This is a genomic window from Streptomyces tubercidicus, assembly GCF_027497495.1.
Taxonomy (GTDB): Bacteria; Actinomycetota; Actinomycetes; order Streptomycetales; family Streptomycetaceae; genus Streptomyces; species Streptomyces tubercidicus.
On record NZ_CP114205.1, the window covers coordinates 5,971,405 to 5,997,317 of the forward strand.

Here is a 25,913-nt window from a genome sequence, read left to right on the forward strand (position 1 = left end):
TGGATCACTCACGGTTCATTCATGCTCACCAACGATGACGCGGGGCTTCGATGGAAGCGCAAGGCGAGGAGATCACCGCCGAGCAGGCGGCCGAGGACTACGCAGCCGAGGTGGCGCGCTGGCGGGAAGTACGCGGCATGTCCAAGAGGGCGTTGGCGCTGGCCATGGGCTTCGACCCGTCCTACGTCAGCCACGTGGAGTCGGGCCGCCACAAGCCCAGCGAGGAGTTCTCACGTCTCGCCGACGAGGCACTGAACGCCGGGAAGGCGATCTGGAGACGCTGGTGCGACTATGAGCAGGCAAAAGCTCGTAACCGGCGGCCGGCGGCGCCGCCCGCCCAGCGCGGGCCCGACCAGCCGTATGCGACCGGATCGGCCCTCGTCGTCGAACACGACGCGGCACGGCTCCAGTACGACGGCACCTCGTACCGGCTGACCATGCGCCGACGGCTGCGGAACACCGGCGAGGAACCGGTGACCCGCTACCTGATCCGTATCTCCGTGGACCGCTACCCCGGCGACCCTGAGCAATCGAACGCGCACTACCGAGCCCACCCGCTGACCTGGGACGAACTCGACCTCACCGCCACCTGCCGCGGCGAGGCGATGCGGTGGCAGGCCAAGCACGACCGCGACGCTTTCAAGGAGGTGTGGCTGCTGTTCGACAACGAGCACGGCCGCTTCCCCCTCTACCCCGGCGAGTCCGTGTGGATCGAGTACGCCTACACCGTCGGCGATGACAAGTGGGGCAACTGGTTCCAGCGAGCCGTCCGCCTGCCCACCGAACAACTCGAAGTCCAGCTCGCCTTCCCTGCCGCCCTTGACCCCGTCGTGTGGGGCACCGAGACTTCCATGACCGCCGAAGCCTCCCCGCTGCGAACCCCTCCCGTCCGCAGCGACGACGGTGAACTACGGCAATTCACGTGGATCACGACTACACCGGCCCTGCACGCTCGGTACCGTCTGGAGTGGCGGTTTCGGGCACGGACCGAACGCGACTCAGATCAAGGGGAGTTCAGGTGATTGACGTGCGGCCCAGCCAGCAGATGCGAGACCTCGGCGTCGTCCAACACGGTGCCGGCATCCTCACCGAACCAGCCCGCGCCTTCGACCTGCCCGCCGAACGCGACGAGGCAGAGCGCATCACAGACGAGCTCTTCGCCGCCATGGAACGGATCGGCCAGGTCCACCCCTTCGCCAAGGGAATGGGTATCGCGGCCCCGCAGATCGGTATCGCACGCGCCGCTGCGGTCGTACAACCGCCTGGCGACGCACCCGCGATCATCCTCCTCAACCCAAAGATCACCACCCGGTCCGGCAAGGTGGACGAGCACTACGAGGGTTGCCTGAGCTTCTTCGACGTTCGCGGCCTCGTCCCGCGCCCCCTGAAGATCACTGTCGAGACCACCGCCCTGGCCGGCGAGACCGTGACCACTGTGTACGAGCGTGGCCTCGCCAGACTCATCCACCACGAGGTCGACCACCTCGATGGCTTGCTCTACACCGCCCGCATGCGGACTGGTGTCGCACCGATCCCCGTGGAGGAGTACCGGCAGACCGGCCAGGCATGGGCTTATGACGGCACAGCCCGACCGGAAGCGTGATGGTAGTTAGGGAGTTGCCCATACTCCGTTGCACTCCTGCACCAGTTCAAGCGCCTCGCCGTCCGTCGGGGAGGCCGTCTCGACGGGCGACGCCTCAAGAAGGCCATCGCATGTTCGTGTTGCGAGCTTTTCGGGTGACTCGAAAGACTTTGCGGACCATGCAACCGCCATCGCGGCAGAATGGGACCATTGCAGTAACAGTCGGAAAATAGTACGACTAATTATTCGCGACTTTCACTTTGCATGCCGAGGCTATCACTGTTCGCAAGGTGGCGAGATGCTCCTGCCCCATGCTTCAATATCGCACGAAGCGGCGCCATGGAGATTTCGATGATCGCAGCAATGGTAACGGCCTGTACCAGCATCCTGATTGCCATCATGGCTTACTGGCTGAACCATCAAGGGGAGACTCGCAGATCTTTGAGGGAAGCGCGAATCGACCGGGTGAGCAGTCAATTAAAAGACCTCTATGGCCCACTGCTCGTTCTAACGGAAACGAACGAGAAGGCGTGGAGAGAGTACTGTAGGCGCTACATTCTGCCTATTGGTGTAGGCCCGACCGAGATTCCGCTGCCGGAACTGGAGGAGGCTCGGTGGCGCATGTGGGTAGAAGCAGTGTTCGCCCCGACGGCCCAGAAGATGCGGGACATCATCACCGCCCGGGGTGACCTGATCATCGGGGGAGAAATGCCGCCCGTGATCCTCGAATTTTGCGCGCACGCAGCCACCTATGACGCCCTTTTGGCGAACTGGGACGGAGTCGGACCAAGCAAATCCACCCTGATTCGCCATCCAGGAAACAGGTTCCTGTCCTACGTCCGTGAGTCGTACGGATTGCTGAAGGCGGAACAGGCGCTCCTGCTCAAGGCGGCGCGTGAGGTCGGTCGATTCGAATTCAATCAATCAGCCCGCTGACCAAAATGGAAGGAGATCGCTATCAAGGTATTTCTGAGTTGGTCAGGAGAGCGCTCCAAGAAGACCGCCGAAGCTCTGTGGTCCTGGTTACCGGACGTCCTCCAATACATCAACCCCTGGCTCTCTAGTCTGGACATTTCCGCAGGGAGGAGAGGGGTTCGAGAGATCACCGACGAGCTTTCTGAAACAAATTTTGGGATCATCTGCACAACCCCGGAGAATCAGTCTTCCACTTGGATTAACTTTGAGGCCGGGGCCCTTTCCAAGCAAGTCGAGGGTGGCTATGTCGTCCCGTTCTTAATCGGCATGAAAACGACCGATCTCATCAGCCCTCTCAGTCAGTTCCAGGCCGTCATCGGGGATAGCAAAGACGACGTACAGAAGCTTCTTTTCGACCTCAATGACGCCTCGGTCGGCCTGGCAATCCCGCGCGAAAGGTTGGAACGCGCCTTCCAGAGAAGTTGGCCGGAGTTCGAGAACGAAATGCGGAGCATCAGTGTAATTTCGTCGAGGGATAACCTCTCGAACACGGTGCAGCGATCCGAAGCGGACATGACGGAGGAGATCCTCCTTATTGCTCGACAGCTCGATCACCGCATGGCGGAGATCGAAAGATACGAGCTACGGGCGGACGGGGCACCGAGGCGGCCGTCTCGGGAAATTCGCCGGATCAGCGAAGAGAAGTTCATTGCGTCGTCATTCGCAAAGATCGGCTGGGAGGCCGTCCGCTCCTCCTGGGAAGGCGAGAGCGTAGTCATTGTAGCGCAGAGTTCAGATGGTTCCTCGCATTCGATTTCGCGCGATTTTGTCGAGCGGCTCGCCAAGTCCCTGGGCCGGGAGGTAGCCGTGCTGGGGGAGGCCGGCAAGGTGATTGTTCGCAGCGACCTGCCCTGAGATCTCCAACGCGTTCCTAGCGCTCGAATTTCACCTCGACCGGAATCGGCATCTTCTCCCTCTTTCTCAAACGCCGAAGACGCAATTCGCTGGCCTTCTCCGGCTCAACCCAGGAGTTCCATGCCTTGATATAGATTGCCACCTGGTCCCGCATGCCCATCCTGCGCTTGGAACCCCGCTTCTGTGTGTCCCTCGGCACCTCTCGCAGAGCGAGCCTCGCATCGCCAGGATCCAGACTCGCACCGGACTTGAGACCCGAAATCCACTCGTCGATATCCGCGGCAGGCGCCACATCAGTGGTCACGAAAAACCCCACCGCCGCCGCCGTCTGACTCGCGAACAGGTGCTTGGAAAGCTCACGACCGATGGTCACCGCCTCCCCGTACCTGTCTCTATCCTCGTTGTATGCGGCTAGGATCCGGTCGTTCGATACGTGAGCCCGGGCACCGCTCCAGGGATCGTTCGGCATCGTCTTGAAGAGAATCACGTGACGGATGGTGGAGGAAAGCAGGTGCAGGTATTTCGCGCCGGTCGACAACAGCGTATCCGCTGCACTCCGACGCTTTCCGGTGTCGAGAACCGGGAAAACTTCTCTCGCCACCCCGTCGAAGACGAGCATCTCTACGGGAGTGTTGGCCTCGATAATCGCATGGAGGCGATGCTGGCCGTCGAGGAGTGCACCGGTCTCGTCGAAGGCGATTCCCTGATGAGTCAACTTCCATTCACCACGGAGAATGGTCTCCGTCAGGGATCTCACCTGCCCCATGTCCAGTCGTCTATTGACTGAATCCCGGGACAGGAAAGTTGCCGCAATTTCGGGGGTTACCTTGACGATTCGCGAGACGAAGTTTCCCTCCGGCTCCTCCGGCTCTGCCATAGCGATAGTCATCCTCTGATCTTAAAGTCACCGACACTTGAGCTCTGCGCTTTTGATTGCAAGTAATCAGTTTTGATCAATAAGGCGCTGCCCGAACGCCTCCGATGCCTTAATTCAGCAAGGCAGGGACTGTTTGGAAACTCGTAACATGATCACGGTGCCTGTGGATTGAGACGTCGTTCCCAGCGGACGGCAAGGCGCTTGAACTGGTGGAGTTGGGTGAAGGTCTGGTAGACGACGTAGCGGAGCTTGCCGAGGTCGATAATGTCGGGTTCATCCCGGCTGGAGGTGACCGGCATGCTGCGGCGTTTGCGCAGCTAACTGCGATGGGGGTTGCTGTCGTAGTCCTTGTCGCCCCGCAGGGCGTCCGGGCGCTTGCGGGGTTGTCCGGCCCGGACGGCGACCGGAGGAACACTGTCGATCAGTGTGAGGGTCTGCGTGACGTTGTTGACGTTGGCAGCGGTGGTGATCACGTGGAAGGGAATGTCGTCGCCGTCGCTGATCAGGGGGTGCTTGTTGCCTGTTTTGCGGCGGTCGACCGGGGACGGGCCCGTGGCCTCGCCCCCTTTTTCGCGCGCACGTAGGAGGCATCCACGCATGCGCGCGTCCAGTCGATCCGCCCGGCCGCGTGCAACTCGGCCAGGAGTCTGCGATGCGGGGCCTCGAACACCCCAGCCTCCTGCCAGCGGCCAAGCCTTTGCTAGTGGGTCTGCCCGTATCCGAAGCCCAGCTCCGGCGGCAACTGCTGTCAGGTGATGCAAGATCGTGTTACGAGCTCTCAGCAGCCCGCGGCAGGAAGCGCTGGCCGGAGGGGGTTAACTGTCCGCGCAGTCCGCAGGACACCTGATGGAAACCGTCGCCCAATAGGCAAGGGCCAGGTCACCGTTCCACGGGGAAGATCCCCGCAAGTCACCGACCCGGCTCATCATTGTGAGGCCAAGGAGGCTGGCGCGGTACAGAGCTTGGGCGAACCAGCGAGGGCCGCTACCCCGATTACGGAGTAGCGGCCCTCGCAGCGTTTCTGACACCAAGTCAGAGGATTGGCCGTCCGGTGCACACGCGGTGCACAAGGGGGTGGAAAGCAAGTAGTGACGATGAGAACTACTGAGCAGAGTTCTCGCAGGTCACGGCATGTTTCCAGGGCTCCCGCCCAGGCCGGCCGACCATGATCTTTAGATGTCGAAGTAAAGCTCGAACTCATGCGGGTGCGGCCGCAGCTGGATCGGGGCGATTTCGTTGGTGCGCTTGTAGTCGATCCAGGTTTCGATGAGGTCGGAGGTGAAGACGCCGCCCTGCTGGAGGTATTCGTTGTCGGCTTCGAGGGCGTCGAGGACGGCCGGGAGGGAGGTGGGGACCTGGGGGACGCCTGCGTGCTCTTCGGGGGCGAGCTCGTAGAGGTCCTTGTCGATCGGCTCGGCCGGCTCGATCTTGTTCTTGACGCCGTCCAGGCCCGCGAGGAGGAGGGCGGAGAAGGCGAGGTACGGGTTCGAGGACGGGTCCGGGGCGCGGAACTCGACGCGCTTGGCCTTGGGGTTCGAGCCCGTGATCGGGATACGCATGGCCGCGGAGCGGTTGCGCTGGGAGTAGACCAGGTTGACCGGGGCCTCGAAGCCGGGGACCAGGCGGTGGTAGGAGTTCACCGTCGGGTTGGTGAAGGCCAGCAGCGACGGGGCGTGCTTGAGGATGCCGCCGATGTAGTAGCGGGCGGTGTCCGAGAGGCCCGCGTAGCCCTGCTCGTCGTAGAAGAGCGGGCTGCCGCCCTGCCACAGGGACTGGTGGACGTGCATACCGGAGCCGTTGTCACCGAAGATCGGCTTGGGCATGAAGGTCGCGGTCTTGCCGTTGCGCCAGGCGACGTTCTTGACGATGTACTTGAAGAGCATCAGGTCGTCGGCGGCGGCGAGCAGGGTGTTGAACTTGTAGTTGATCTCGGCCTGGCCGGCCGTGCCGACCTCGTGGTGCTGGCGCTCGACCTCAAGGCCGGCCGCCTCCAGCTCCAGGGAGATCTCGGCGCGCAGGTCGGCGAAGTGGTCGACCGGCGGGGCCGGGAAGTAGCCGCCCTTGTACCGGACCTTGTAGCCGCGGTTGTTCTCCTCCGAGCCGGTGTTCCAGGCGCCGGCCTCGGAGTCGATGTGGTAGAAGGATTCGTTCGACTTCGTCTCGAAACGGACATTGTCGAAGACGTAGAACTCGGCCTCGGGGCCGAAGAACGCGGTGTCCGCGATGCCGGTGGAGGCGAGGTATGCCTCGGCCTTCTTGGCGATGTTGCGCGGGTCGCGGCTGTACTGCTCGCCCGTGATCGGGTCGTGGATGAAGAAGTTGATGTTGACGGTCTTGTCGCGACGGAACGGGTCCACACGAGCCGTCGACAGGTCCGCGCGCAGCGCCATGTCGGACTCGTGGATGGCCTGGAAGCCGCGGATCGACGAGCCGTCGAAGGCGAGTTCCTCGGCCGGGTCGAACGCCTTCGCCGGGATCGTGAAGTGCTGCATCACACCGGGCAGGTCGCAGAACCTGACGTCGACGAACTTCACGTCCTCGTCCGCGATGAACTTCTTGGCCTCGTCGGCGTTCTGGAACATCCAACTCCTCCTAGCCCGGTCACCGGTCGGCGGACGCGGGATTGCTACTCGGAACGCGACCCTGTGCGGTGGCGCGATGCCCGACCATAGGCAGGCGGGATTTCCCAAGCATGACCCATTTGTTTCGCCGAGGTTAACCGGCGACGGCCGCCCATACCTCCCAGTGTGCGCCAAAGAGGGATGTTCCGGGCGGCTGCCGGCGGGCATCCCGGTGGCGGCCGGGCGGGGTGTCCTGGCTCCTCCCGGGCGGCCCGTCGCGCCCCGTCGCGCCCCGTTGCGCGCTTCCCGCCGTCCCCGTGGCGGCCGCGCCCGCCGTCGGGCCCGCGTGCCCTGTTGTCAGGCCCCCTGTGCCCTGTCAGGACCTCCGCGAAGGGAACGTATGCGGTCGCAGTACCGTTGTCGGGTGGACAACAGGCAAGCAATCGGATCGTGGATCTCCGGGCCTCGCGCGGCAGCCGAGGACATGGGTGTCGAGTTCGGATACCGCGGGCAGCAGCTCGGGCTCCCGGAGGAGGGGTCGGGCTCGATCGCGCGCCCCGGGCGGCGCTTCGCCGCGCTCTTCATCGACTGGGCGCTGTGCCTGCTTATCGCCTACGGCCTGCTCAGTGGCGGTAAGGCACAGGCGGCGAGCAACTGGGCGCTGGTGGTCTTCGCGGTGCTCAGCGTGCTGACGGTCGGCACGGTCGGCTTTACGCCGGGCAAGCGGCTGCTGGGCCTGCGGGTGATCGCCGAGGGTGGTGGCCGGATCTCGCTGCCGCGGGTCGTGCTGCGTACGGTGCTGCTGGTGGTGGTCATTCCGGCGGTGGTCTGGGACCGGGACGGCCGCGGGTTGCACGATCGCCTCACGCGCGCCGTACAGGTTCGTATCTGAGCCGTTCGGGTCCGTATCTGTCCGTATCTGGGGCGGGGGCAGGTGGTGGGGCCCGTCGACATCCGCCCCCACACACGCACCACACACCAGCACCACACACCAAACGCCCCGGAGCCAAAGCCCCGGGGCGCTGTCATGCCATCAAGCAGTTGCCATTCGAGCGGCCGTCGGCCGCAGGCCATCGCGCCCTCAGCGCATCTTCCCGCCGCCCTTGGGCATCCGCATGCCCTTCGGCATCGGACCCTTCGGGACCGGCATGTTGCTCATCAGGTCGCCCAGGGCCTTGAGGCGGTCGTTGACGGCCGTCACCTGCGCGCCGGGCAGTACGCGCGGCAGCTTCAGCAGGGTCGTACGGAGCTTCTTCAGCGGGACCTGGCCCTCGTCGTCGCCCACGATGATGTCGTGGACGGGGGCGTCGGCGACGGTGCGTGCCATCCGCTTCTTCTCGGCGGCCAGCAGGCCGCGGAGCCGGTTCGGGTTGCCCTCGCCGACCAGCACGATGCCGGCCTTGCCGACGGCACGGTGGACCACGTCCTGGCTGCGGTTCATGGCCACCGCGGGGGTGACCGTCCAGCCGCGGCCGACGTTCTCCAGCACGGCCGCCGCCGCACCGGGCTGGCCCTCCATCTGCCCGAAGGCAGCTCGCTCGGCGCGCCGTCCGAAGACGATCGCCATCGCGAGGAAGGCCAGGACGAAGCCCAGGATTCCCGCGTAGATGGGGTGGCCGATCGCGAAGCCGATGGCAAGGAGAACGCCGAATACGACGATGCCTACACCAGCGACGACAAGACCGACCTTGGAGTCGACCCGACGGGTCATCTTGTAGGTCAGGGCGATCTGCTTCAGCCGCCCGGTGTTCTCAGCGCCGGCAGCGCCGACAGCGCCCTCAGCGTTTACCTTCCTCGCCATACAGCGCAGTCTACGTGGCGCGCGGACGGCGGGTGGCCGCGGCCTCCAGTACGTACTCGGCCTCGTGGCGGTCCTTCGCGCGGCGGCGGTCCTCCAGGACCGACGTCCAGGCGTTACGACGGGCGGTGCGCTGTCCGCCACGCATCAGCACGGCCTCGACGGCACGCAGGGCGCCGGTGACCGAGGGGAGCGGGAGGGCGGGGTTGGCGGGGGTGGCGCGGAGCGGCGCGGCCTGCATGGTGGTGACTCCCTCTGATCTGTTCGGAGAAGCAGGGGTAGGTGCGGGAGCGGTGCGTGCATCCATCGTCACCGAAAGGTGTTACCAACGGATGACCTGCCGGTCAAACACCGATGAAACGTTGACGCGGCCCCCACGCCCCCCGTCCTGGGGGAGTGCGGGCCGCGTCATCAGCATGTGCCACGCTTCACAAGAAGGCGCGCCGGGAGCGTCAAACCGCCTGACTGGACGCCTCGACCTCGCGCTGCTCGACGGCCTGCTGGTAAAGGCGGCCGGCGCGGTAGGAGGAGCGGACCAGCGGGCCGGACATGACACCCGCATAGCCGATCTCATCGGCCTCTTCCTTGAGCTCCACGAACTCGGCGGGCTTGACCCAGCGGTCGATGGGGTGGTGCCGCACCGTCGGGCGCAGGTACTGGGTGATCGTGATCAGCTCACAGCCCGCGTCGTAGAGGTCCTGCAGCGCCTGGCTGATCTCCTCGCGGGTCTCGCCCATGCCCAGGATCAGGTTGGACTTGGTGACCAGACCGGCCTCGCGGGACTTGGAGATGACCTCCAGCGAGCGCTCGTAGCGGAAGCCGGGGCGGATCCGCTTGAAGATCCGCGGGACCGTCTCGACGTTGTGCGCCAGCACCTGCGGGCGGGACGAGAAGACCTCGGCGAGCTGCTCGGGCACCGCGTTGAAGTCGGGGATCAGCAGCTCGACGCCCGTGTCGGGCATCGTGGCGTGGATCTGCCGGACCGTCTCGGCGTAGAGCCAGGCGCCGCCGTCGTCCAGGTCGTCGCGCGCGACGCCGGTGATCGTGGCGTACTTCAGGCCCATGGTCTGCACGGACTCGGCGACCCGGCGCGGCTCGTCGCGGTCCAGTTCCTGGGGCTTGCCGGTGTCGATCTGGCAGAAGTCGCAGCGGCGGGTGCACTGGTCACCGCCGATGAGGAAGGTGGCCTCGCGGTCCTCCCAGCATTCGAAGATGTTGGGACAGCCCGCCTCCTGGCAGACCGTGTGCAGACCCTCGCTCTTGACCAGGCCCTGGAGGTGGTTGTATTCGGGACCCATTTTCGCCCGGGTCTTGATCCACTCGGGCTTGCGCTCGATGGGGGTCTGGCTGTTCCGGACCTCCAGACGCAACATCTTGCGTCCGTCGGGTGCGACTGCGGACACGACCGGCGCCCCTTTCTGCTTACGCGGCATTCGATTCTGCGGCGCACACCAGAGTACGCCCGTTGATTCGCACGTCTTTACGTGCCATGCAACCCCGTATGGCGGGGGTGCATTCCCGGCGGTCCACGGGAGGCATGACCGGCGCCCCCTTCAGACCGCGCGGGGGAGCAGCTCGGCGCCTTCGAGTACGTCCCGTAGATGCTTCTCGGCCACCGGCAGCACCTCGGCGATGGTGATCTCGCGGCCGAGCTCGTTGGCCAGCGAGGCCACGCCGGCGTCCCGGATGCCGCACGGCACGATCTTGTCGAACGAGGTGTTGTCCGGGTTCACGTTCAGCGCGAAGCCGTGCATCGTGACGCCCTTGGCGACGCGGATGCCGATCGCGGCGAGCTTGCGGTCCTCACGGCGCTGGCCGGCGTTGGACGGCGCGTACTCCGGACCGTTCAGCCGCGGATCGAAGAGCTCGTCCGCGACCCGCGGGTCGAAGTCGAGGTTCAGCCCGCCCAGCGCCGCCCGCTCCTCGACCGGGTCGCCCAGCACCCACACCCCGCTGCGGCCCTCGACCCGGGTGCCCTCGACGCCGAACTCGGCGCAGACCCGGATCAGCGCCTCTTCGAGGCGGCGGACATGGGCCACGACGTCAACCGGGCGCGGCAGCTTCTGGATGGGGTAGCCCACCAGCTGGCCGGGCCCGTGCCAGGTGATCTTCCCGCCGCGGTCCACGTCGACGACCGGGGTCCCGTCCAGCGGACGCTCGTCGTCGGACGTACGCCGCCCCGCGGTGTAGACGGCCTGGTGTTCCAGCAGCAGACAGGTGTCGGGCAGCTCGTCGGCGAACCGGGCGGCATGCACCCGGCGCTGCTCCTGCCAGGCGGATTCGTACTCCACGGCCTCGGCGCCGAAGCCCAGATGCACAAAGTGCAGCCCCTCGGGTGCGGGGGTCTCCCCCCGAGAGATCGCAGTCACGGCAGCTCCTCTTCGAACCTTCGTTGCACGGTGCTGCAACGTTGATGCCACTTCGCGCCCATGCCACTGTACGGCGGCCGTCTCCGGTTTCCGCAGGCGGTGGGGTGTCCCGGCCGGTACGTCCCTGCTCACACGATCGGATGAACGCGGGTCACACGCCGCGATCGGGCCTCCGAAGGCCGTTACATTCACGCCGTTCCACAAGGGCGATGAGCATGCCGGACAGGGTCCGCCGAACCCGGCAGTGCGGCCCGGAAGGCAGGAGACCGGTAAAGCTGATGACGGAACGACCCCCGCACCACACGCCCAACCGCCAGCTCGCCGCGCTCATCGCCGAGGCCGGATTCTCCAATGCCGGGCTGGCCAGACGCGTCGATCAGCTGGGTATCGAGCACGGACTCGACCTCCGTTACGACAAGACGTCGGTGACCCGCTGGCTGCGCGGCCAGCAGCCCAGAGGCACCACCCCCGCACTGATCGCGGAGGTGTTCACCCGCCGGCTGGGGCGCCGGCTGTCCGCCCAGGACCTCGGCCTGGACGCCTGTGCGCCGGTCTACGCCGGGCTGGAGTTCGCCGCGACCCCCAGCGAGGCGGTGGACATCGTCAGCGGCCTGTGGCGCAAGGACTCCGGCAGCCACGCCGAGCTCCGCAAGATCGCCTTCACCCCGGCCGGGCTGGTGGTGCCCAGCCGGGACTGGCTGATCGGCCGCGCCGACGAACGCGTCGCCCGCGGTGAGACCGTCTCCGACGGCGCGGTCCGGGTGCCCGCACAGGGCGGTCGGGCCATGGTGCCGCGCCAGCGCCACAACGACCGGGTCGACCGCACCCAGGGCTCCCGGGTCACCTCCGGCGACATCGCGGCGCTGCGCTCGGTGGGCGAGCTGTTCCGGGCGCTGGACCACGCCTACGGCGGCGGCCACGCCCGGCAGGCCCTGGTGCGCTATCTGGAGCACGAGGCCGAGCCGATGCTGCGCGGCAGCTACGGGGAGGCCACCGGCCGCCGGCTGTTCGCCGCCGCCGCCGATCTGACCCGGCTGGCGGGCTGGACCTCGTACGACATCGCGGCCCACGGCCTGGCGCAGCGGTACTTCGTCCAGGCCCTGAGGCTGGCCCAGGCGGCCGGCGACCGGGCGTACGGGTCCTACGTCCTGGTGACGATGAGCCGGCAGGCCGTCTATCTGGGGCACGGCAGAGAGGCCGTCCAGCTGGCGCGCGTCGCCCAGCAGGGCATCGGCAGCAGCGCACCGCCCACGGTGCAGGCGCTGCTGCACTCCGCGGAGGCCCGCGGCCATGGCGTCCTGGGCGAGGTCCGGGCCTGTACGGCCGCGCTGGCCCGCGCCGAGCGGGCGCTGGAGACCGTCCGCCCCGGCGACGACACCCCGTACTGGGCGCGCTTCTTCGACGAGGCGCAGCTGGCCGACGAGCTGGCGCACTGCCACCGCGATCTCCAGCAGTACCGCGCGGCCTCCCAGCACGCCGAACGCTCCCTCCAGCTGCGGGCGGCCGGGTTCGCCCGCAGCCGGCTCTTCTGCCGGGTGGTGCTGGCGACCGCCCGGCTGGGCCTGGGCGAGCTGGAGCAGGCCTGCACGCTGGGGGCCGAGGCGGCGCTCCAGGCTTCCGAGATGCGGTCCGTACGGGCCCATGAGTACGTCCGGGAGTTCGAGCGCCGACTGGAGCCGTACCGGGACGCGGCGGCGGTCCGGGGGTACCAGGAACGGGTGGCGGCGCTGGGGTGACCCCCGGCCCCGGCCCCCGGCCCGGCCCCGGGGTCAGGCCGCCGTGGGCAGGGTGTCCGGTTCCGTCGTGAGGCCGGGCAGGCCGAAGTCCTGGAGGACGGCGCGGGCCGCGCGCCGTCCCGAGTTCAGGGCGCCCTGGAGCGTGCTGGTGTCGCGGTGGTCGCCGCACACATAGAGACCGGCGAGCACCCGCACCGTGCGCTCCGGGTCGTACGGTGCGGGCATCGCGGGGACCGCATACGGGTGGTGATGGGCGGTCAGCAGCTGCCGGTCCCCGGTGTGCCCGCCGTAGATCCGGTCGAGCCGGTGCCGGACCGTCCGGTCGAGCACGGACAGCGGCAGCGCCGCCGCGGCGCCGAGCACGGCCGTGGTGATCAGCGTCCGGCCCGGCGGCGTACGGGACGGGTCGATCGCACCGGCGGCATAGGTGTACGCGACCGGGCCGTCCGTCGGCAGGATCAGCGCCGTGTCGCGGGCCTGCGTGCCGCGGCTTCCGGAGGCCACCGCCGCGGTGTGGTGCAGCACGGTCACGGGGTGGAAGGCGGGCACCCGCAGCCCCGGCAGCAGCTCGGCCGCCTCCCGCGCGCCGGTCGCCACCAGCACCGCCCGGCAGGGGACATGGCCGTGCTCGGCGGTGCTGACGCCGGTGGTGGAGACCGCGGTGACCTGCACGGACGTGCAGACCGTGCCGGGTGGCAGGGCGGCGGCGAGCAGTTCGGGGACGGCCGCGGCGCCGCCGGCCGGCAGCCACAGCCCGCCCTCCGCGTAGCCGCGCAGCGCGGCCGCGGCACCCCGGCTGGAGCCGTCCAGCTGCGGATCGCACAGCAGCGCGCCCAGCAGCGGACGCAGCAGCGCGTCATGGGTGCGCGGCGGGAAGGCGGGGCGGCCCGCCAGGACGTCGCGGACCGGGCGGTCGGCGGGCCGGGCGGGGGTGGCGGAGGCCGGGGGAGTGACGGGGGTGACGGCGGGCCGGTCGGGGCGGCGGTCCGTACGGCGGCTGTCGGTGCCCTGTTCGGCCCGCCGGTCGGTGAGACGGCCTACCTGGCGGGCCACCTGGCGGCCGGTCGGACGGCCCGCCTGACGGTCCGTCCGGCGCTCCGTACGACGGTCGGCGCGCGAGAGGGCGCGGGCTGCGGACAGCGCGCCCCTTGTGCTCCGGGCGGCGCTGATCCGCTGCGTCCGCTGGCCGTTGTGGAGGCTCAGACCGGGGGCGAACGGACGCGGTGTCAGCTCGCCGAGCCCCGGAGTACGGCGCAGCTCGGCGGCGGAGACGGCCAGCGGCCGCCCACAGCGGTCCAGCCGGAAGCCGTCGAGATCGTCGGTGGCGGAGCGGCCGCCGATCCGTGGCGCGGCCTCCAGGACGGTGACCGACAGCCCTGCTCCGGTCAGATGGCGGGCGGCGGCGAGACCGGCCGGGCCGGCTCCCACGATGACGACGTCCACGGCCGATGCGGTGCGCAGCACTTGCCCCTCCCGAGGTCGGTCCCAAATGGCGGCACCGAGTGTCATGCCCGGTACAGCTGTGAGAGATGCCGCGTGGTGGGTGTGAGGTGAGACGACGTAGGGAGGAGGCTGCCCGGGTCTCCAGGGGCGTGCGGGGGGCGCGCCTGCCACGCCGTTGGCCGGAATGGTGCCGTCGCGGCCGGGAGGGCCTCGCCGCACGGGCTCCCCTATACGGCCGCCCGGATCGCTTCCACGATGCGGGGGTGGCGGAAGGAGAACCCGGAGTCCAGCAGTCGCCGCGGGATGACGCGCTGGCTGCCCAGCACATCCCCGGCGAACTCACCGAGGGCGATCCGCAGCACCGGCGCGGGGACGGGGAACAGCGTGGGGCGGTTGAGCACCTTGCCCATCACGGCGGTCACCTCGCGGTTGGTGACCGGTTCCGGGGCCGTGAGGTTGACCGGCCCGGACAGGTCCTCGGTGTCCAGGAGATGGCGGAGGGCCGCGATGTGGTCGTCCAGGGAGATGAAGCTCCAGTACTGGCTGCCGTCGCCGAGCCGCCCGCCCAGGCCGAGCCGGAAGACCGGGAACAGCCGGCCCCAGGCGCCGCCGGAGCGCGCCACGACCAGACCGGTACGGGCGAAGACCGTACGGATCCCCGCGTCCCGGGCCGGTTTCGCGGCGTCCTCCCAGGCCACACAGACCTCCGGCAGGAAACCGTGGCCGGCCGGCGCGCTCTCGTCCGTACGCCGGTCGCCGGTGTCGCCGTAGTAGCCGATCGCGCTGCCGCACACGAAGACGCGCGGCGGGGTGTCCATGGCGGCGAGGGCGGTCGCGAGAGCCCGGGTGCCCAGCACCCGGCTGTCGCGGATCTCCTGCTTGTAGGCGGCCGTCCAGCGGTGGTCGCCGACTCCGGCGCCGGCCAGATGGACCACCGCCTCGCAGCCGGCCAGCCCAGCCGTGTCGACCTCCTGGCGCCCGGGGTCCCAGCGCACCTCGTCGGCGGCCCTGGGCGCCCGCCGCACGAGCCGGACGACGTCATGGCCGCCCCCTGAGCCTCCCGTCGGCCCGTCGGCCCCGGAGGGGTCCCCGGTGCGCAGGGACCGTACGAGCGCCGTGCCGATGAGTCCGGTCGAGCCGGTGATCGCGATCCGCATGGAGCCATACTGCCCGCAGAGGTGGGCCGGTGGCGGCATCCGCGGCCTTCGGCCCGCGACGCGCTACGGCCTGAGGCGTCCCGGAGCCTACGGCCGGAAGCGGTCCCAGAGGCTGGGGAAGCGCTCCGCCATGGTCCGCTCGTCGTCGAAGTCCAGGTAGCCGCCGAGCGGTTCGCGGGGCGGCGGGGGCAGCTCCAGGTCCGGCATCACCCCGCCGGTCAGCTGCTCGTACGCCTCGTCGGCCGCGTAGCCCAGCTCCTCGGCGTCGCCGTCCACCGTCTCGTCGAAGTCGTCCACCAGCTCGGCGAGCTGGTCCGGGTCGTGCAGCGCGCCCTCGAAGACCTCCCGGCCCTGGCCGATCAGCCAGCAGCGGAAGTAGTCGAAGGCGTCATCGCTGGCGCCGCCCAGCATCACCGAGGCGGCGGCCCACAGGTCCCAGGAGTACGCCCGGTTGTAGCGGGCCTCGAAGTGGCGGGCGAAGTCCACGACGGCGTCCGGATCGAGCCCGAGCAGCCGCTCGACCAGTGCGTCGGCCTGCTCCTCGGGGTCGCCCTCAGCGGCCTCGCGGGAACCGTCGATCAGCTCCCAGAACTCCGTCTCGTCCATCACCGCTCCAGCATCTGCCCTGCCGGCGCCCGCCGCATGCGGAGTACCCCGGATGCGACGGGGTCGTTATCCGGATTGGTGACGGGCCGTCCGCGAGGGTGACGGGGTGTTCGGACCGGCACTCGCGCACCCCGGTCGGTGATCCGTCTTGTGACCGTCCCAAGAATCACTCGTTGGAAGGCGTGCAACGGACACGACCGCATATCCCCCATTTCGCGAAGGGCTGTTCCAGGCCATGCCCATGGACGAACGCACCCGGGCCGATGTCGAACGGGCCGAGGCGGCCATCGTCGAGCACTATCCACGGCTCGTCCGCCTCACCTACCTCGTACTGCCCCCGTCGATGGGCCGCCACCGCCGGGTCCTGACCGCACACGGCCTGGTCCAGCGCGCGCTGCCCCGCACCCGGCTGCGCCGCCCGGACGGCGGGCTCCCGGCGCAGCGCGGCCCGGCCCCCGAGTCCGGCTACGACCTGGTCCGGCAGCGGGCCCTGCGGCTGGCGCTGGCGTACGAGGCACAGCCGGGCCGGGTGCTGCCCGCCCTGCCGCTGGTCTGGGGGCTGCGGCTCTTCCCGCGGGCCGGCGGCGCCGATGAACTCGCCCTGGACCAGGCGCTGTCCGCCGTCCCGGCAGCGGTACGGGCCGCCCTCGGGCTGGGGCATCTGGAGGGCCTGGACGAGGACGCCGCGCGCGCCGTATTGGCGCGGGCCGGGGCGGAGGACCCGGACGCGGCGCAGCGGGCGGCCGCGCAGCTGGACCGGGAGACCGAAGCCGGGGCGGCGGCTCTGCTGGGCTCGGGGGAGTTCGACCCGTGCATGGTGCAGACCCGGCCGACGGATCTGCTGCGCCGCCGGCAGCGGGTGCGGGCGGTGGCCGCGGTGGCGGCCGTGCTCGTGATCGGTGCGGCGGTGGCCGCGGCCTGGCCCGGCACCGCGGACCCGTCGGGGCGCGCCGGGACCGCCGCCCAGCAGGCGCTGGACCCGGACCGGCTGCTGCGCACCCCCAACGAGCAGTGGGCGGACACCTCCCGGGTCGACTTCACCGCCTGGCCCGTGCGCGGACGGCAGGCCGGCGACCGGAAGCTGCTGGCGCGGGCGCTGCGGGTCTGGGCGGCGCCGCCCCCCGACACCCGGATCACGGCGGCCGCGGGCACCTCCACCCGGCCGCCCGGCCATCCGCCGCAGCTGCTGTACGCGGGCCTGATCGACAACGTCATGGTGGTCGTCCTCTACGACGGGGAGCGCCTGGTCCGCTACGCCGAGCCCGAAGACGCCACGCCCACACTGCACTTCGCCCGGGTCGACAACGCGGATCTGACGACCGGCGCCGCGCTGGTGATCGGGCGCGGCAACGGCTGGATGCGCTATCTGCTCGCGCCGTGGATCTCCGAGATCACCACCCGCGATCTGCTGGCACCGGCCGCCCCGCCGCACGGGCTGCATGTCGCCCCCGACGGCGTCACCGACCGGATTCCGATCCCGCCCCCGGCGGGCGCCGGCTGCGGGCGGTGGCCGGTGGCGCAGCTCCGGCCCTCGACGCGCATCGTGGCGGCCGCCCCGGACACCGCCTTCCTGGTAGCCGACCTCGATGACCTCGTCCCCGTCCACCTCACCTCCGGGGCCCCGTTGTCCGGTGGCGCCCCGGAAGGTGCGACCGGCGCGCCCGCGCTGCGGAACTGGGCCCGTACGGCCTGCTCGCTCGGGTCGCTGCGGGGCACCGGCGTACGGTCCGTCAACACCTGGGAGTTCGCCCGGCAGCAGCTTCCGGAGGACGGCGGCAGCGCGGCCTGGGTGTGCACCCGCGCCGACACCTGGCGCGGACCCGGCAGCGTGACCCTGCGGTTCCTGCCGCCCGCCGCGCGCCCGGCCGACCCCGGGCGGACCGCCGGACGGGCCGTGAACACCGCCGCCTGCAGCCGGTTCGGGCCGGATGTGGTGGGCGGCATCCACTGGCAGGCGAAGTCCGGTAAGTGGTATCTGCTCGCGGCCGGCAGCCCGGAGGTCGGCGGCCTCGACGCCACGGGCGGCGTCCGCGCCACCGCCGACGAAGGCACCCTCGCCACACCGGCCGAGCCGGCCGCCCCGGCGGAGGTCGTCGGGCGGCTGCGGACCGGAGGGAGCGTACGGGCGCTGCATCCGTAGCCGCTGGACGGATTGCCGGGAGCGCGCGCCGAATCCGGACAGAAGGTGTCGGGTATCGCTGTCAGGGTCGCCCTGCGGACAGACAAGGCACCTGACAGCGAGGAGTGGCGTACGTGACCGGAGAGAACGAACTGGCGGGACGGGTGGCACTGGTGGCCGGGGCGACCCGGGGCGCGGGCCGGGCCATGGCGGTGGAACTGGGCCGGGCCGGCGCCCTGGTCTATGTGACGGGACGGACCACCAGGGAGCGGACGAGTGAGGTCGGGCGCCCCACGGAGACGATCGAGCAGACCGCGGAGCTGGTGTCCGCCGCGGGCGGCACCGGCATCGCCGTACCGACCGACCATCTCGATCCCGCCCAGGTCAAGGCGCTGACCGAGCGCATCGACCGGGAGCAGGGACGGCTGGATGTGCTGGTCAACAGCGTCTGGGGCGGCGACCGGCTGATCGAGTTCGACACCAGGCTGTGGGACCTCGATCTGGAAAACGGGCTGCGGATGTTCCGCCTCGGCATCGACACCCACATCATCACCAGCCATTACGCGCTGCCGCTGCTGATCCGGCGGCCCGGGGGCCTGGTCGTCGAAGTCACCGACGGCACCGCCGCGTTCAACCGCCGGTACCGCGAGAACCTCTGCTTCGACCTCACCAAGAACGCCCCGCACCGCATCGCCTTCGGCCTCGCCGCCGAGCTCAAGGAACACGGTGGCACGGCCGTCTCGCTCACCCCCGGCTTTCTGCGGTCCGAGGAGATGCTGGACCACTTCGGGGTGACGGAGGAGACCTGGCGCGACGCGGTCGCCCACGAACCGCACTTCGCCATCGCCGAGTCCCCGGCCCTGATCGCCCGCGGGCTGCGGGCGCTGGCCGCCGACCCGGACAAGGCGCGCTGGAACGGGCAGTCGCTCTCCAGCGGCCAGCTGGCGAAGGAGTACGACTTCACGGATACCGATGGCTCGCGGCCCGATGGGTTCGGGTACTTCGAGGAGGTGGTCTTCGGGGGGAGGGAGGCGACTGCGGCTGACTATCGGTAGTACAGGGCCGCTGTCCGGTGGGCGGCCGAGGTGAAGCGGGCGCGCAGCTCGGGGGGCGCGAGTATCTCGCCCTCCGGGCCGAGCGCCAGCAGCTGGGCGTAGGCGACGTCGGCGGACTCCACGGCGAGGGTGACGGTCAGCCGGCCCTGCTCATCGGGGCCGCCCGCGGCCTGCGCCTGCGCTATCGCCTCCCGGGCCGCCGCGCGTTCGGTCACATACGGCAGCTGGCGGACGCCGGCCGGGGAGAGCCGCAGCGTTACCTGCTCCCGCAGGATCGACCGGGCGAACTGTGCTGCCCGCTCCGCCCAGAAGGCCGGGAGGTCGAAGGAGGTGTCACGGGTGAAACGCTCCCCGGTGTCCCCGGTGTCCCCGGTGTCCCCGGTGTCCCCGGTGTCCCCGGTGTCCCCGGTGTCCCCGGTGTCCCCGGTGTCCCCGGTGTCCCCGGTGTCCCCGGTGTCCCCGGTGTCCCCGGTGTCCCCGGTGTCCCCGGTGTCCCCGGTGTCCCCGGGGGCCACGGCGGTGAACCGGTCGACCCGGTAGACGCGGTAGTCCCCCTCCGTACGCGCCGCCAGATACCAGACCCCCGCCTTCAGCACCAGGCCGTACGGCTCCAACTCCCGTTCCACCTCGGTGTCCTTGCGGAGGTAGCGGGCGGTGATCCGGCGGTCGTCCCAGACCGCGTCGGCTATCCCGGGCAGCAGGGCGGGGGTCTCGGGCTCCTGATACCAGGCGGGTGCGTCGAGGTGGAAGCGCTGGGCCACGCCCGTCGCGGCGTCCCGCAGCTCCGGCAGCAGGGCGGCGGAGACCTTCAGCCGGGCCGCGGAGGCGGCGTCCGCGAGCCCCATCTCGCGGAGGGCGCTCGGCACGCCGGACAGGAAGAGCGCCTCCGCCTCGCTGCGGCCGAGGCCGGTCAGGCGCGTGCGGTACCCGCCTATGAGGCGGTAGCCGCCCGCCCGGCCGCGGTCGGCGTAGACCGGGACGCCGGCCTCGGAGAGCGAGAGGACGTCGCGGGCGACCGTACGCTCGGAGACCTCCAGCTCTCGCGCCAGCTCGGCGCCCGTCATGGACGGCCGCGTCTGGAGCAGCAGCACCATCTTGATCAGGCGGGCAGCACGCATGTCTTCATCATGCCGGGGGGCACTGACAATCCGCCGGAGACCGGTGCGGAGAACAGCCCGGCCCGGCCGAGTCAGGGCGTGATCGGCCGGGCCGGTGGGGGGTTCCCGTGCGGAGGCCCCGGGCGCGGGAAGGTGGCCTCCGCACGGGAGATCGGGGTGCCCCTAGGTCCTGTCGTAAGCGGCAGGACGGGGTCACAGGCCGTAGCGCTCCCTGGCCTCCTTGACGGTCTCCGGCTTGACCTGGCCGCGACGGGCCAGGGCGGCGAGCGCCTGGACGACCACCGACTGCGGGTCGACGCCGAAGTGGCGGCGGGCCGCCTCGCGGGTGTCGGAGAGGCCGAAGCCGTCGGTGCCGATGGAGGTCCAGTCCTGCTCGACCCAGGGGGCGATCTGGTCGGGGACCGCGCGCATCCAGTCGCTGACCGCGACGACCGGGCCGGGGGCACCGGCCAGGGCACGGGTGACGTACGGCACGCGGTCCTCGCCCTCCAGGCGGGCGGCGTCGCACTCCAGGGCGTCGCGCCGCAGCTCCGTCCAGGACGGGGCCGACCAGACGTCCGCCGCCACGCCCCAGTCGGCGGCCAGCAGCTGCTGTGCCTCCAGGGCCCAGTGGATGGCGGTGCCGGAGGCCAGCAGCTGGAGCTGCGGGCTGTCGGCCTCGGGCCTGGTGCCCTCGTTGAAGCGGTACAGGCCCTTGAGGATGCCCTCTTCGACGCCCTCCGGCATGGCCGGCTGGACCTTGGTCTCGTTGTAGACCGTGAGGTAGTAGAAGACGTCCTCGGCGTCCGGGCCGTACATCCGGCGCAGACCCTCCTTGACGATCACCGCGACCTCGTAGGCGAAGGCCGGGTCGTAGGAGAGCGCCGCCGGGTTGGTGGAGGCGATCAGGTGCGAGTGGCCGTCGGCGTGCTGGAGGCCCTCGCCGGTCATCGTCGTACGGCCGGCGGTGGCGCCGATGACGAAGCCGCGGCCCAACTGGTCGGCCAGCGCCCAGAACTGGTCGGCGGTGCGCTGCCAGCCGAACATCGAGTAGAAGATGTAGAAGGGGATCATCGGCTCGCCGTGCGTCGCGTACGAGGTCGCGGCGGCGGTGAAGTCGGCGAGCGAACCGGCCTCGGTGATGCCCTCGTTGAGGATCTGGCCGTCCTTGGCTTCCTTGTACCAGAGCAGCTGATCGCGGTCGACCGGGTCGTAGGTCGCGCCCTTGGGGGAGTAGAGACCGGCCGTCGGGAAGAGGGACTCCATGCCGAAGGTGCGGGCCTCGTCGGGGACGATGGGGACCCAGCGCTTACCGGTCTCCTTGTCCCGCATCAGGTCCTTGATCAGCCGGACGAACGCCATGGTGGTGGCGATCTCCTGGCTGCCGGAGCCCTTCTTGAGCGCGTCGAAGGGCTTGTCGGCGGGCATCGGCAGCGGCTTGGCGACGACCTTGCGGGCGGGGGCCGGGCCGTCGAGGGCGGCGCGCCGTTCGCGCAGGTAGACCATCTCGGGGGAGTCGTCGGCCGGGCGCCAGTACGGCACCTGGTCGCCCTCCAGCGCGCTGTCCGGGATGGGGAGTTCGAGCACGTCACGCATGGTGCGGAACTCCGCCATGGTGAGCTTCTTCATCTGGTGGTTGGCGTTACGGGACTCGAAGCCCGCGCCGAGGGTGTAGCCCTTGACGGTCTGCGCCAGGATGACGGTCGGCGCGCCCTGGTGCTCGACGGCGGCCTTGTAGGCGGCGTACACCTTGCGCGGTTCGTGGCCGGCCCGGGAGGTCTGGAACAGCTCCAGCAGCTGGGCGTCGGTCAGACGGCTGGCGAGCGCGCGCAGCGAGTCGTTGCCGCCGAAGAAGTGCTCGCGCAGGTAGGCGGCGTCGCGGGTGGCGTACGTCTGGAACTGTGCGTCGGGGGTCTCGCCGAGGCGGCGGATCAGGGCACCGTCGGTGTCGAGCGCGAAGACCTCGTCCCAGGCGCGGCCCCACAGCGACTTGACGACGTTCCAGCCGGCCGCGCGGAACTGGGCCTCCAGCTCCTGCACGATCTTGAAGTTGGGGCGGACCGGTCCGTCGAGCCGCTGCAGGTTGCAGTTGATGACGAAGGTCAGGTTGTCCAGGCCCTCGCGGCCGGCCAGCGCCAGGGCGGCGGTCGACTCGGGCTCGTCCATCTCGCCGTCGCCCAGGAAGGCCCAGACGTGGGAGTTGGCGGTGTCCTTGATGCCGCGGTGCTCCAGGTAGCGGTTGAAGCGCGCCTGGTAGATCGCGGAGAGCGGGCCGAGCCCCATGGAGACGGTGGGGAACTCCCACAGCCAGGGCAGCCGCCGCGGGTGCGGGTAGGAGGGCAGGCCCTCGCCGCCGGCCTCCTGGCGGAAGCGGTCGAGGTGGTCCTCGGTGAGGCGGCCTTCGAGGAAGGCGCGGGCGTAGACGCCGGGGGAGGCGTGGCCCTGGATATACAGCTGGTCGCCGCTGCCGTCGCCTTCCTTGCCGCGGAAGAAGTGCTGGAAGCCGGTCTCGTAGAGCCAGGCCGCCGAGGCGAAGGTGGCGATATGGCCGCCGAGGCCCAGCGCGGAGCCGCGGGTGACCATCGCGGCGGCGTTCCAGCGGTTCCAGGCGGTGATCCTGGCCTCCATCGCCTCGTCGCCCGGGAAGGCGGGCTCGGCGGAGGTCGGGATGGTGTTGACGTAGTCCGTCTCCAGGAGGGACGGCAGGGCCGTGCCCTCCGTGCGCGCGGTGTGCTCCAGGGCACGGCGCATCAGGTAGGCGGCGCGATGCGGGCCCGCTGCCTTGGTGACGGCGTCGAGCGAATCGCGCCACTCGCTCGTCTCCTCGGGGTCGCGATCCGGGAGCTGGTCGAGCTGGCTGTACGGCAGGCGCACGGGATCGGGCATGGGTGGCCCCTTTCCGGACGGGAGGGTAGCTCGGGGGTGCCGTCATGGGCGGGCCGCGTCCTTCAGGGTGGACGGGCCCGCGACGACACCCCCTACAAGTTCGGCAGGCAGGGTTGTCGCGCCCCGAGAGGACGATACGCCTCTGATCGATGATCGATCAACGCTCAACGAAGGAAAAACCGCAGGTCGGCACGGGGTGCCGCGAATTCGGGCACCGCGTGCCAGCTCTGATGCGGGCCGAAAACCCCTCCGGACCCCGCCTCAGACCCGGGGTGCGCAGCTCAGCACATGCGACTTGAGCAGGTCACCGATCTTCGGATCGCGCCGCCGGAACGCGTCCACGATCTCCTGGTGATCCTGGGCGTGCGAGCGCGGCTCCGGGCTGAACCAGCGGATCGACAGCGTCGTCCAGACCTCGATGCCCAGCGACTCCCAGGTGTGCAGCAGGACGGCGTTCCCGGCCGCCCGCACGATCTCCCGGTGGAAGGCCACCGTGTGCCGCACCTGCGCCTCCCCGTCACCCGTCAGATCCGCCTCGCGCAGCGCCGCCACCTCCCGCTCCAGCGCCGTGGTGTGCTCGGCCAGCCGCCCCGCCGCCAGCTCGGCGGCCACCTGCTCCAGCCCGGCCCGCACCGGGTAGCTCTCCTTGAGGTCGTCGGCGGTCAGATTCCGCACCCGTACGCCCTTGTTCGGCGCCGACTCGATCAGCTGCAGCGACTCCAGCTCACGCAGCGCCTCCCGTACGGGCGTCTGGCTGACCTCCAGCTCCACCGCGATCCGCCGCTCCACGATCCGCTCACCCGGCTGCCAGCGGCCGCTGACGATCCCCTCAAGGATGTGCTCGCGGATCTGCTCGCGCAGCGAATGGACGACGGGCGGGGTCATGAGGTGCTCCGTAAGTTGTGAGACGGCCCGGGAGGGCCATTATCCGGGAGGCGCAAAGGGGCCGGGCGCGCACGCGGCCCGCCCCCGGGAACGCAAAGGGGCCGGCCCCGGCTCATACGAACCGGGGCCGGCCCCTGGGACACGCCTGCTGCGCGGCTGCCGGGACTCAGAGACCGATCTCGGTCTCGAACTCCGCGGCCTCCAGGATCTGCTTGACCGTGGTCAGGTAGCGGGCGGCGTCGGCGCCGTCCACCAGACGGTGGTCGTAGGAGAGCGCCAGGTACGTCATGTCGCGCACCGCGATGGTCTCGCCGAGGTCCGGGTGGTTGATGACCACCGGGCGCTTGACGGTGGCACCGATGCCCAGGATGCCGACCTGGTTCGGGGGCACGATGACGGTGTCGAACAGGGCGCCGCGCGAACCGGTGTTGCTGATGGTGAAGGTCGCACCGGACAGCTCGTCCGGCGTGATCTTGTTCGCGCGGACCTTGCCCGCCAGGTCCGCCGTCTTGCGGGCGATACCGGCGATGTTGAGGTCACCGGCGTCCTTGATGACCGGGGTCATCAGGCCCTTCTCCGCGTCCACCGCGATACCGACGTTCTCGGTGTCGAAGTAGGAGATGGTGCCCTCGTCCTCGTTGATCCGGGCGTTGACGACCGGGTGGGCCTTCAGCGCCTGGACCGCGGCCTTGACGAAGAACGGCATCGGGGAGAGCTTGACGCCCTCACGCTGCGCGAACGCGTCCTTGGCCTGGTTGCGCATCCGCATGATCTTGGTGATGTCCACCTCGACCACGGTGGTCAGCTGCGCCTGGCTGTGCAGGGCCTTCATCATGTTGTCGCCGATGACCTTGCGCATCCGCGGCATCTTGACGGTCTGACCGCGCAGCGGCGACGCCTCGATGGCCGGAGCCTTCGACGCGGCCGGAGCGGCGGCGGCCGGCGCGGCGGCCTTGGCGGCCTCGGCGGCGGCGATGACGTCCTGCTTGCGGATACGGCCACCGACGCCGGTGCCCTTGACCGTGCCCAGGTCGACGCCGTTCTCGGCGGCGAGCTTGCGCACCAGCGGGGTGACGTACGCGCCCTCACCGGCGGCCGGAGCCGGGGCAGCGGGGGCGGCAGCCGGGGCCGGAGCGGCCGGAGCCGGCGCGGGGGCCGGAGCCGGAGCGGCCGGGGCGGCGGGCGCCGGGGCGGCAGCGGCCGGAGCGGGCGCCGGGGCCGGGGTGGGCTCCGGAGCGGGCGCGGCGGCGGGGGCCGGGGCGGCCGGAGCCGGCGCGGCGGCCGGAGCGGCACCGGCGGCACCGATGACGGCGAGCTTGGCGCCCACCTCAGCGGTCTCGTCCTCGCCGACGACGATCTCCAGCAGGGTGCCGGAGGCCGGCGCCGGGATCTCGGTGTCGACCTTGTCGGTGGAGACCTCCAGCAGCGGCTCGTCGGCCTGGACCTCCTCGCCGACCTCCTTCAGCCAGCGGGTGACGGTGCCCTCGGTGACGCTCTCACCGAGCGCGGGGAGGACGACGTCCGTGCCCTCGGCGCCGCCCGCGGGGGCAGCGGCGGGGGCCTCGGCCGCGGGGGCCGGGGCGGGCTCGGGCTCGGGCTGGGCCTCGGGCGCGGGCGCCTCGGCGGCGGCAGGCGCCGGAGCGGCAGCCGGCGCACCGGTGCCGTCGTCGATGACGGCCAGCTCGGCGCCGACCTCCACGGTCTCGTCCTCGGCCACCTTGATGGCGGTCAGGACGCCGGCGGCCGGGGCCGGGATCTCGGTGTCGACCTTGTCGGTCGAGACTTCGAGCAGCGGCTCGTCGGCCTCGACGCGCTCACCCTCGGCCTTGAGCCAGCGAGTGACGGTGCCCTCGGTGACGCTCTCGCCGAGCGCCGGCAGGGTTACGGAAACCGCCATGGTTTCAGTTGCTCC

Annotated in this window: 23 protein-coding genes; 8 read left to right on the top strand and 15 right to left on the bottom strand. The window is 70.1% G+C overall.

Annotated elements, in window-relative coordinates:
• Nucleotides 1–50 precede the first annotated feature (50 nt).
• The 4 genes from STRTU_RS26005 (at nucleotide 51) to STRTU_RS26020 (ending at nucleotide 3,412) form a co-directional block, all read left to right on the top strand.
• Nucleotides 51–1,022, top strand: a complete 972-nt coding sequence (locus STRTU_RS26005; protein ID WP_159746451.1) for a helix-turn-helix domain-containing protein — start codon at nucleotides 51–53, stop codon at nucleotides 1,020–1,022.
• Nucleotides 1,019–1,603, top strand: coding sequence for a peptide deformylase (locus STRTU_RS26010; protein WP_218039317.1), 585 nt, complete (start codon nucleotides 1,019–1,021; stop codon nucleotides 1,601–1,603). Before STRTU_RS26005 ends, STRTU_RS26010 begins: the two co-directional genes overlap by 4 nt.
• A 318-nt stretch (nucleotides 1,604–1,921) precedes the next feature.
• Nucleotides 1,922–2,518, top strand: coding sequence for a hypothetical protein (locus STRTU_RS26015; RefSeq protein WP_159746452.1), 597 nt, complete (start codon nucleotides 1,922–1,924; stop codon nucleotides 2,516–2,518).
• Between the two features lie 33 nt (nucleotides 2,519–2,551).
• Nucleotides 2,552–3,412 carry a hypothetical protein gene (locus tag STRTU_RS26020; protein WP_269777467.1) on the top strand — a complete coding sequence of 287 codons (861 nt, stop codon included), beginning with the start codon at nucleotides 2,552–2,554 and terminating at the stop codon, nucleotides 3,410–3,412.
• Nucleotides 3,413–3,428: 16 nt separating this feature from the next.
• Here STRTU_RS26020 and STRTU_RS26025 read toward each other — a convergent pair whose 3' ends face one another.
• From STRTU_RS26025 to glnA, 4 genes are all read right to left on the bottom strand, one after another.
• Entirely contained in the window at nucleotides 3,429–4,301 is an 873-nt protein-coding gene (locus tag STRTU_RS26025; RefSeq protein WP_159746453.1) for a hypothetical protein, read from the bottom strand.
• Nucleotides 4,302–4,441: 140 nt separating this feature from the next.
• Entirely contained in the window at nucleotides 4,442–4,588 is a 147-nt protein-coding gene (locus tag STRTU_RS26030; protein WP_159746454.1) for a hypothetical protein, read from the bottom strand.
• An 18-nt stretch (nucleotides 4,589–4,606) separates the two neighbouring features.
• Complete coding sequence (locus tag STRTU_RS26035; protein WP_159746455.1) at nucleotides 4,607–4,888, bottom strand: hypothetical protein; 282 nt, start codon at nucleotides 4,886–4,888, stop codon at nucleotides 4,607–4,609.
• A gap of 573 nt (nucleotides 4,889–5,461) precedes the next feature.
• Entirely contained in the window at nucleotides 5,462–6,871 is a 1,410-nt protein-coding gene (glnA, locus tag STRTU_RS26040; protein WP_159746456.1) for a type I glutamate--ammonia ligase, read from the bottom strand.
• 403 nt (nucleotides 6,872–7,274) lie between these two features.
• Between glnA and STRTU_RS26045 the strand changes: the two genes are divergently transcribed.
• On the top strand, nucleotides 7,275–7,742 hold the full coding sequence (locus STRTU_RS26045) for an RDD family protein (protein WP_167539202.1): 468 nt from the start codon (nucleotides 7,275–7,277) through the stop codon (nucleotides 7,740–7,742).
• Nucleotides 7,743–7,931: 189 nt separating this feature from the next.
• Here STRTU_RS26045 and STRTU_RS26050 read toward each other — a convergent pair whose 3' ends face one another.
• The 4 genes from STRTU_RS26050 to lipB form a co-directional block, all read right to left on the bottom strand.
• Nucleotides 7,932–8,651, bottom strand: a complete 720-nt coding sequence (locus STRTU_RS26050) for a DUF4191 domain-containing protein (protein ID WP_159746457.1) — start codon at nucleotides 8,649–8,651, stop codon at nucleotides 7,932–7,934.
• A gap of 10 nt (nucleotides 8,652–8,661) precedes the next feature.
• A complete protein-coding gene (locus STRTU_RS26055) occupies nucleotides 8,662–8,889 on the bottom strand; it encodes an SCO2195 family GlnR-regulated protein (protein WP_159746458.1) in 228 nt (75 codons plus the stop codon).
• A gap of 211 nt (nucleotides 8,890–9,100) precedes the next feature.
• Nucleotides 9,101–10,051, bottom strand: a complete 951-nt coding sequence (lipA, locus tag STRTU_RS26060; RefSeq protein WP_159746459.1) for a lipoyl synthase — start codon at nucleotides 10,049–10,051, stop codon at nucleotides 9,101–9,103.
• Between the two features lie 150 nt (nucleotides 10,052–10,201).
• On the bottom strand, nucleotides 10,202–11,017 hold the full coding sequence (gene lipB, locus STRTU_RS26065) for a lipoyl(octanoyl) transferase LipB (RefSeq protein ID WP_159746460.1): 816 nt from the start codon (nucleotides 11,015–11,017) through the stop codon (nucleotides 10,202–10,204).
• Between the two features lie 278 nt (nucleotides 11,018–11,295).
• Here lipB and STRTU_RS26070 point away from each other — a divergent pair, with 278 nt between their 5' ends.
• A complete protein-coding gene (locus tag STRTU_RS26070) occupies nucleotides 11,296–12,753 on the top strand; it encodes an NsdA family TPR-like regulatory protein (protein WP_159746461.1) in 1,458 nt (485 codons plus the stop codon).
• A 33-nt stretch (nucleotides 12,754–12,786) separates the two neighbouring features.
• Here STRTU_RS26070 and STRTU_RS26075 read toward each other — a convergent pair whose 3' ends face one another.
• From STRTU_RS26075 to STRTU_RS26085, 3 genes are all read right to left on the bottom strand, one after another.
• On the bottom strand, nucleotides 12,787–14,217 hold the full coding sequence (locus STRTU_RS26075; RefSeq protein WP_159746462.1) for an FAD-dependent oxidoreductase: 1,431 nt from the start codon (nucleotides 14,215–14,217) through the stop codon (nucleotides 12,787–12,789).
• A 206-nt stretch (nucleotides 14,218–14,423) separates the two neighbouring features.
• Nucleotides 14,424–15,353 (bottom strand): TIGR01777 family oxidoreductase, encoded by a 930-nt coding sequence (locus tag STRTU_RS26080; RefSeq protein ID WP_159746463.1) that lies wholly within the window; start codon nucleotides 15,351–15,353, stop codon nucleotides 14,424–14,426.
• Nucleotides 15,354–15,440: 87 nt separating this feature from the next.
• The gene (locus STRTU_RS26085) at nucleotides 15,441–15,959 is read right to left on the bottom strand and encodes a DUF4240 domain-containing protein (protein WP_159746464.1); all 519 of its coding nucleotides are present in this window, start codon (nucleotides 15,957–15,959) and stop codon (nucleotides 15,441–15,443) included.
• A gap of 241 nt (nucleotides 15,960–16,200) precedes the next feature.
• On the opposite strand from STRTU_RS26085, the gene STRTU_RS26090 reads away from it, so the two are divergent.
• Together STRTU_RS26090 and STRTU_RS26095 are read left to right on the top strand one after the other, a co-directional pair.
• Nucleotides 16,201–18,099 carry a hypothetical protein gene (locus STRTU_RS26090; RefSeq protein WP_159746465.1) on the top strand — a complete coding sequence of 633 codons (1,899 nt, stop codon included), beginning with the start codon at nucleotides 16,201–16,203 and terminating at the stop codon, nucleotides 18,097–18,099.
• A gap of 113 nt (nucleotides 18,100–18,212) precedes the next feature.
• Complete coding sequence (locus STRTU_RS26095; protein ID WP_159746466.1) at nucleotides 18,213–19,133, top strand: SDR family oxidoreductase; 921 nt, start codon at nucleotides 18,213–18,215, stop codon at nucleotides 19,131–19,133.
• Here the strand turns inward: STRTU_RS26095 and STRTU_RS26100 are convergent.
• The 4 genes from STRTU_RS26100 to sucB all read right to left on the bottom strand — a co-directional run bounded on the left by STRTU_RS26100 (nucleotide 19,124) and on the right by sucB (nucleotide 25,898).
• On the bottom strand, nucleotides 19,124–20,251 hold the full coding sequence (locus STRTU_RS26100) for a helix-turn-helix transcriptional regulator (RefSeq protein WP_269777392.1): 1,128 nt from the start codon (nucleotides 20,249–20,251) through the stop codon (nucleotides 19,124–19,126). The genes STRTU_RS26095 and STRTU_RS26100 overlap by 10 nt on opposite strands.
• A gap of 192 nt (nucleotides 20,252–20,443) precedes the next feature.
• Nucleotides 20,444–23,116 (bottom strand): pyruvate dehydrogenase (acetyl-transferring), homodimeric type, encoded by a 2,673-nt coding sequence (gene aceE / locus STRTU_RS26105; RefSeq protein WP_159746467.1) that lies wholly within the window; start codon nucleotides 23,114–23,116, stop codon nucleotides 20,444–20,446.
• A gap of 261 nt (nucleotides 23,117–23,377) precedes the next feature.
• The gene (locus STRTU_RS26110; protein ID WP_159746468.1) at nucleotides 23,378–24,001 is read right to left on the bottom strand and encodes a GntR family transcriptional regulator; all 624 of its coding nucleotides are present in this window, start codon (nucleotides 23,999–24,001) and stop codon (nucleotides 23,378–23,380) included.
• 166 nt (nucleotides 24,002–24,167) lie between these two features.
• On the bottom strand, nucleotides 24,168–25,898 hold the full coding sequence (sucB, locus tag STRTU_RS26115) for a 2-oxoglutarate dehydrogenase, E2 component, dihydrolipoamide succinyltransferase (protein WP_159746469.1): 1,731 nt from the start codon (nucleotides 25,896–25,898) through the stop codon (nucleotides 24,168–24,170).
• Nucleotides 25,899–25,913 lie beyond the last annotated feature (15 nt).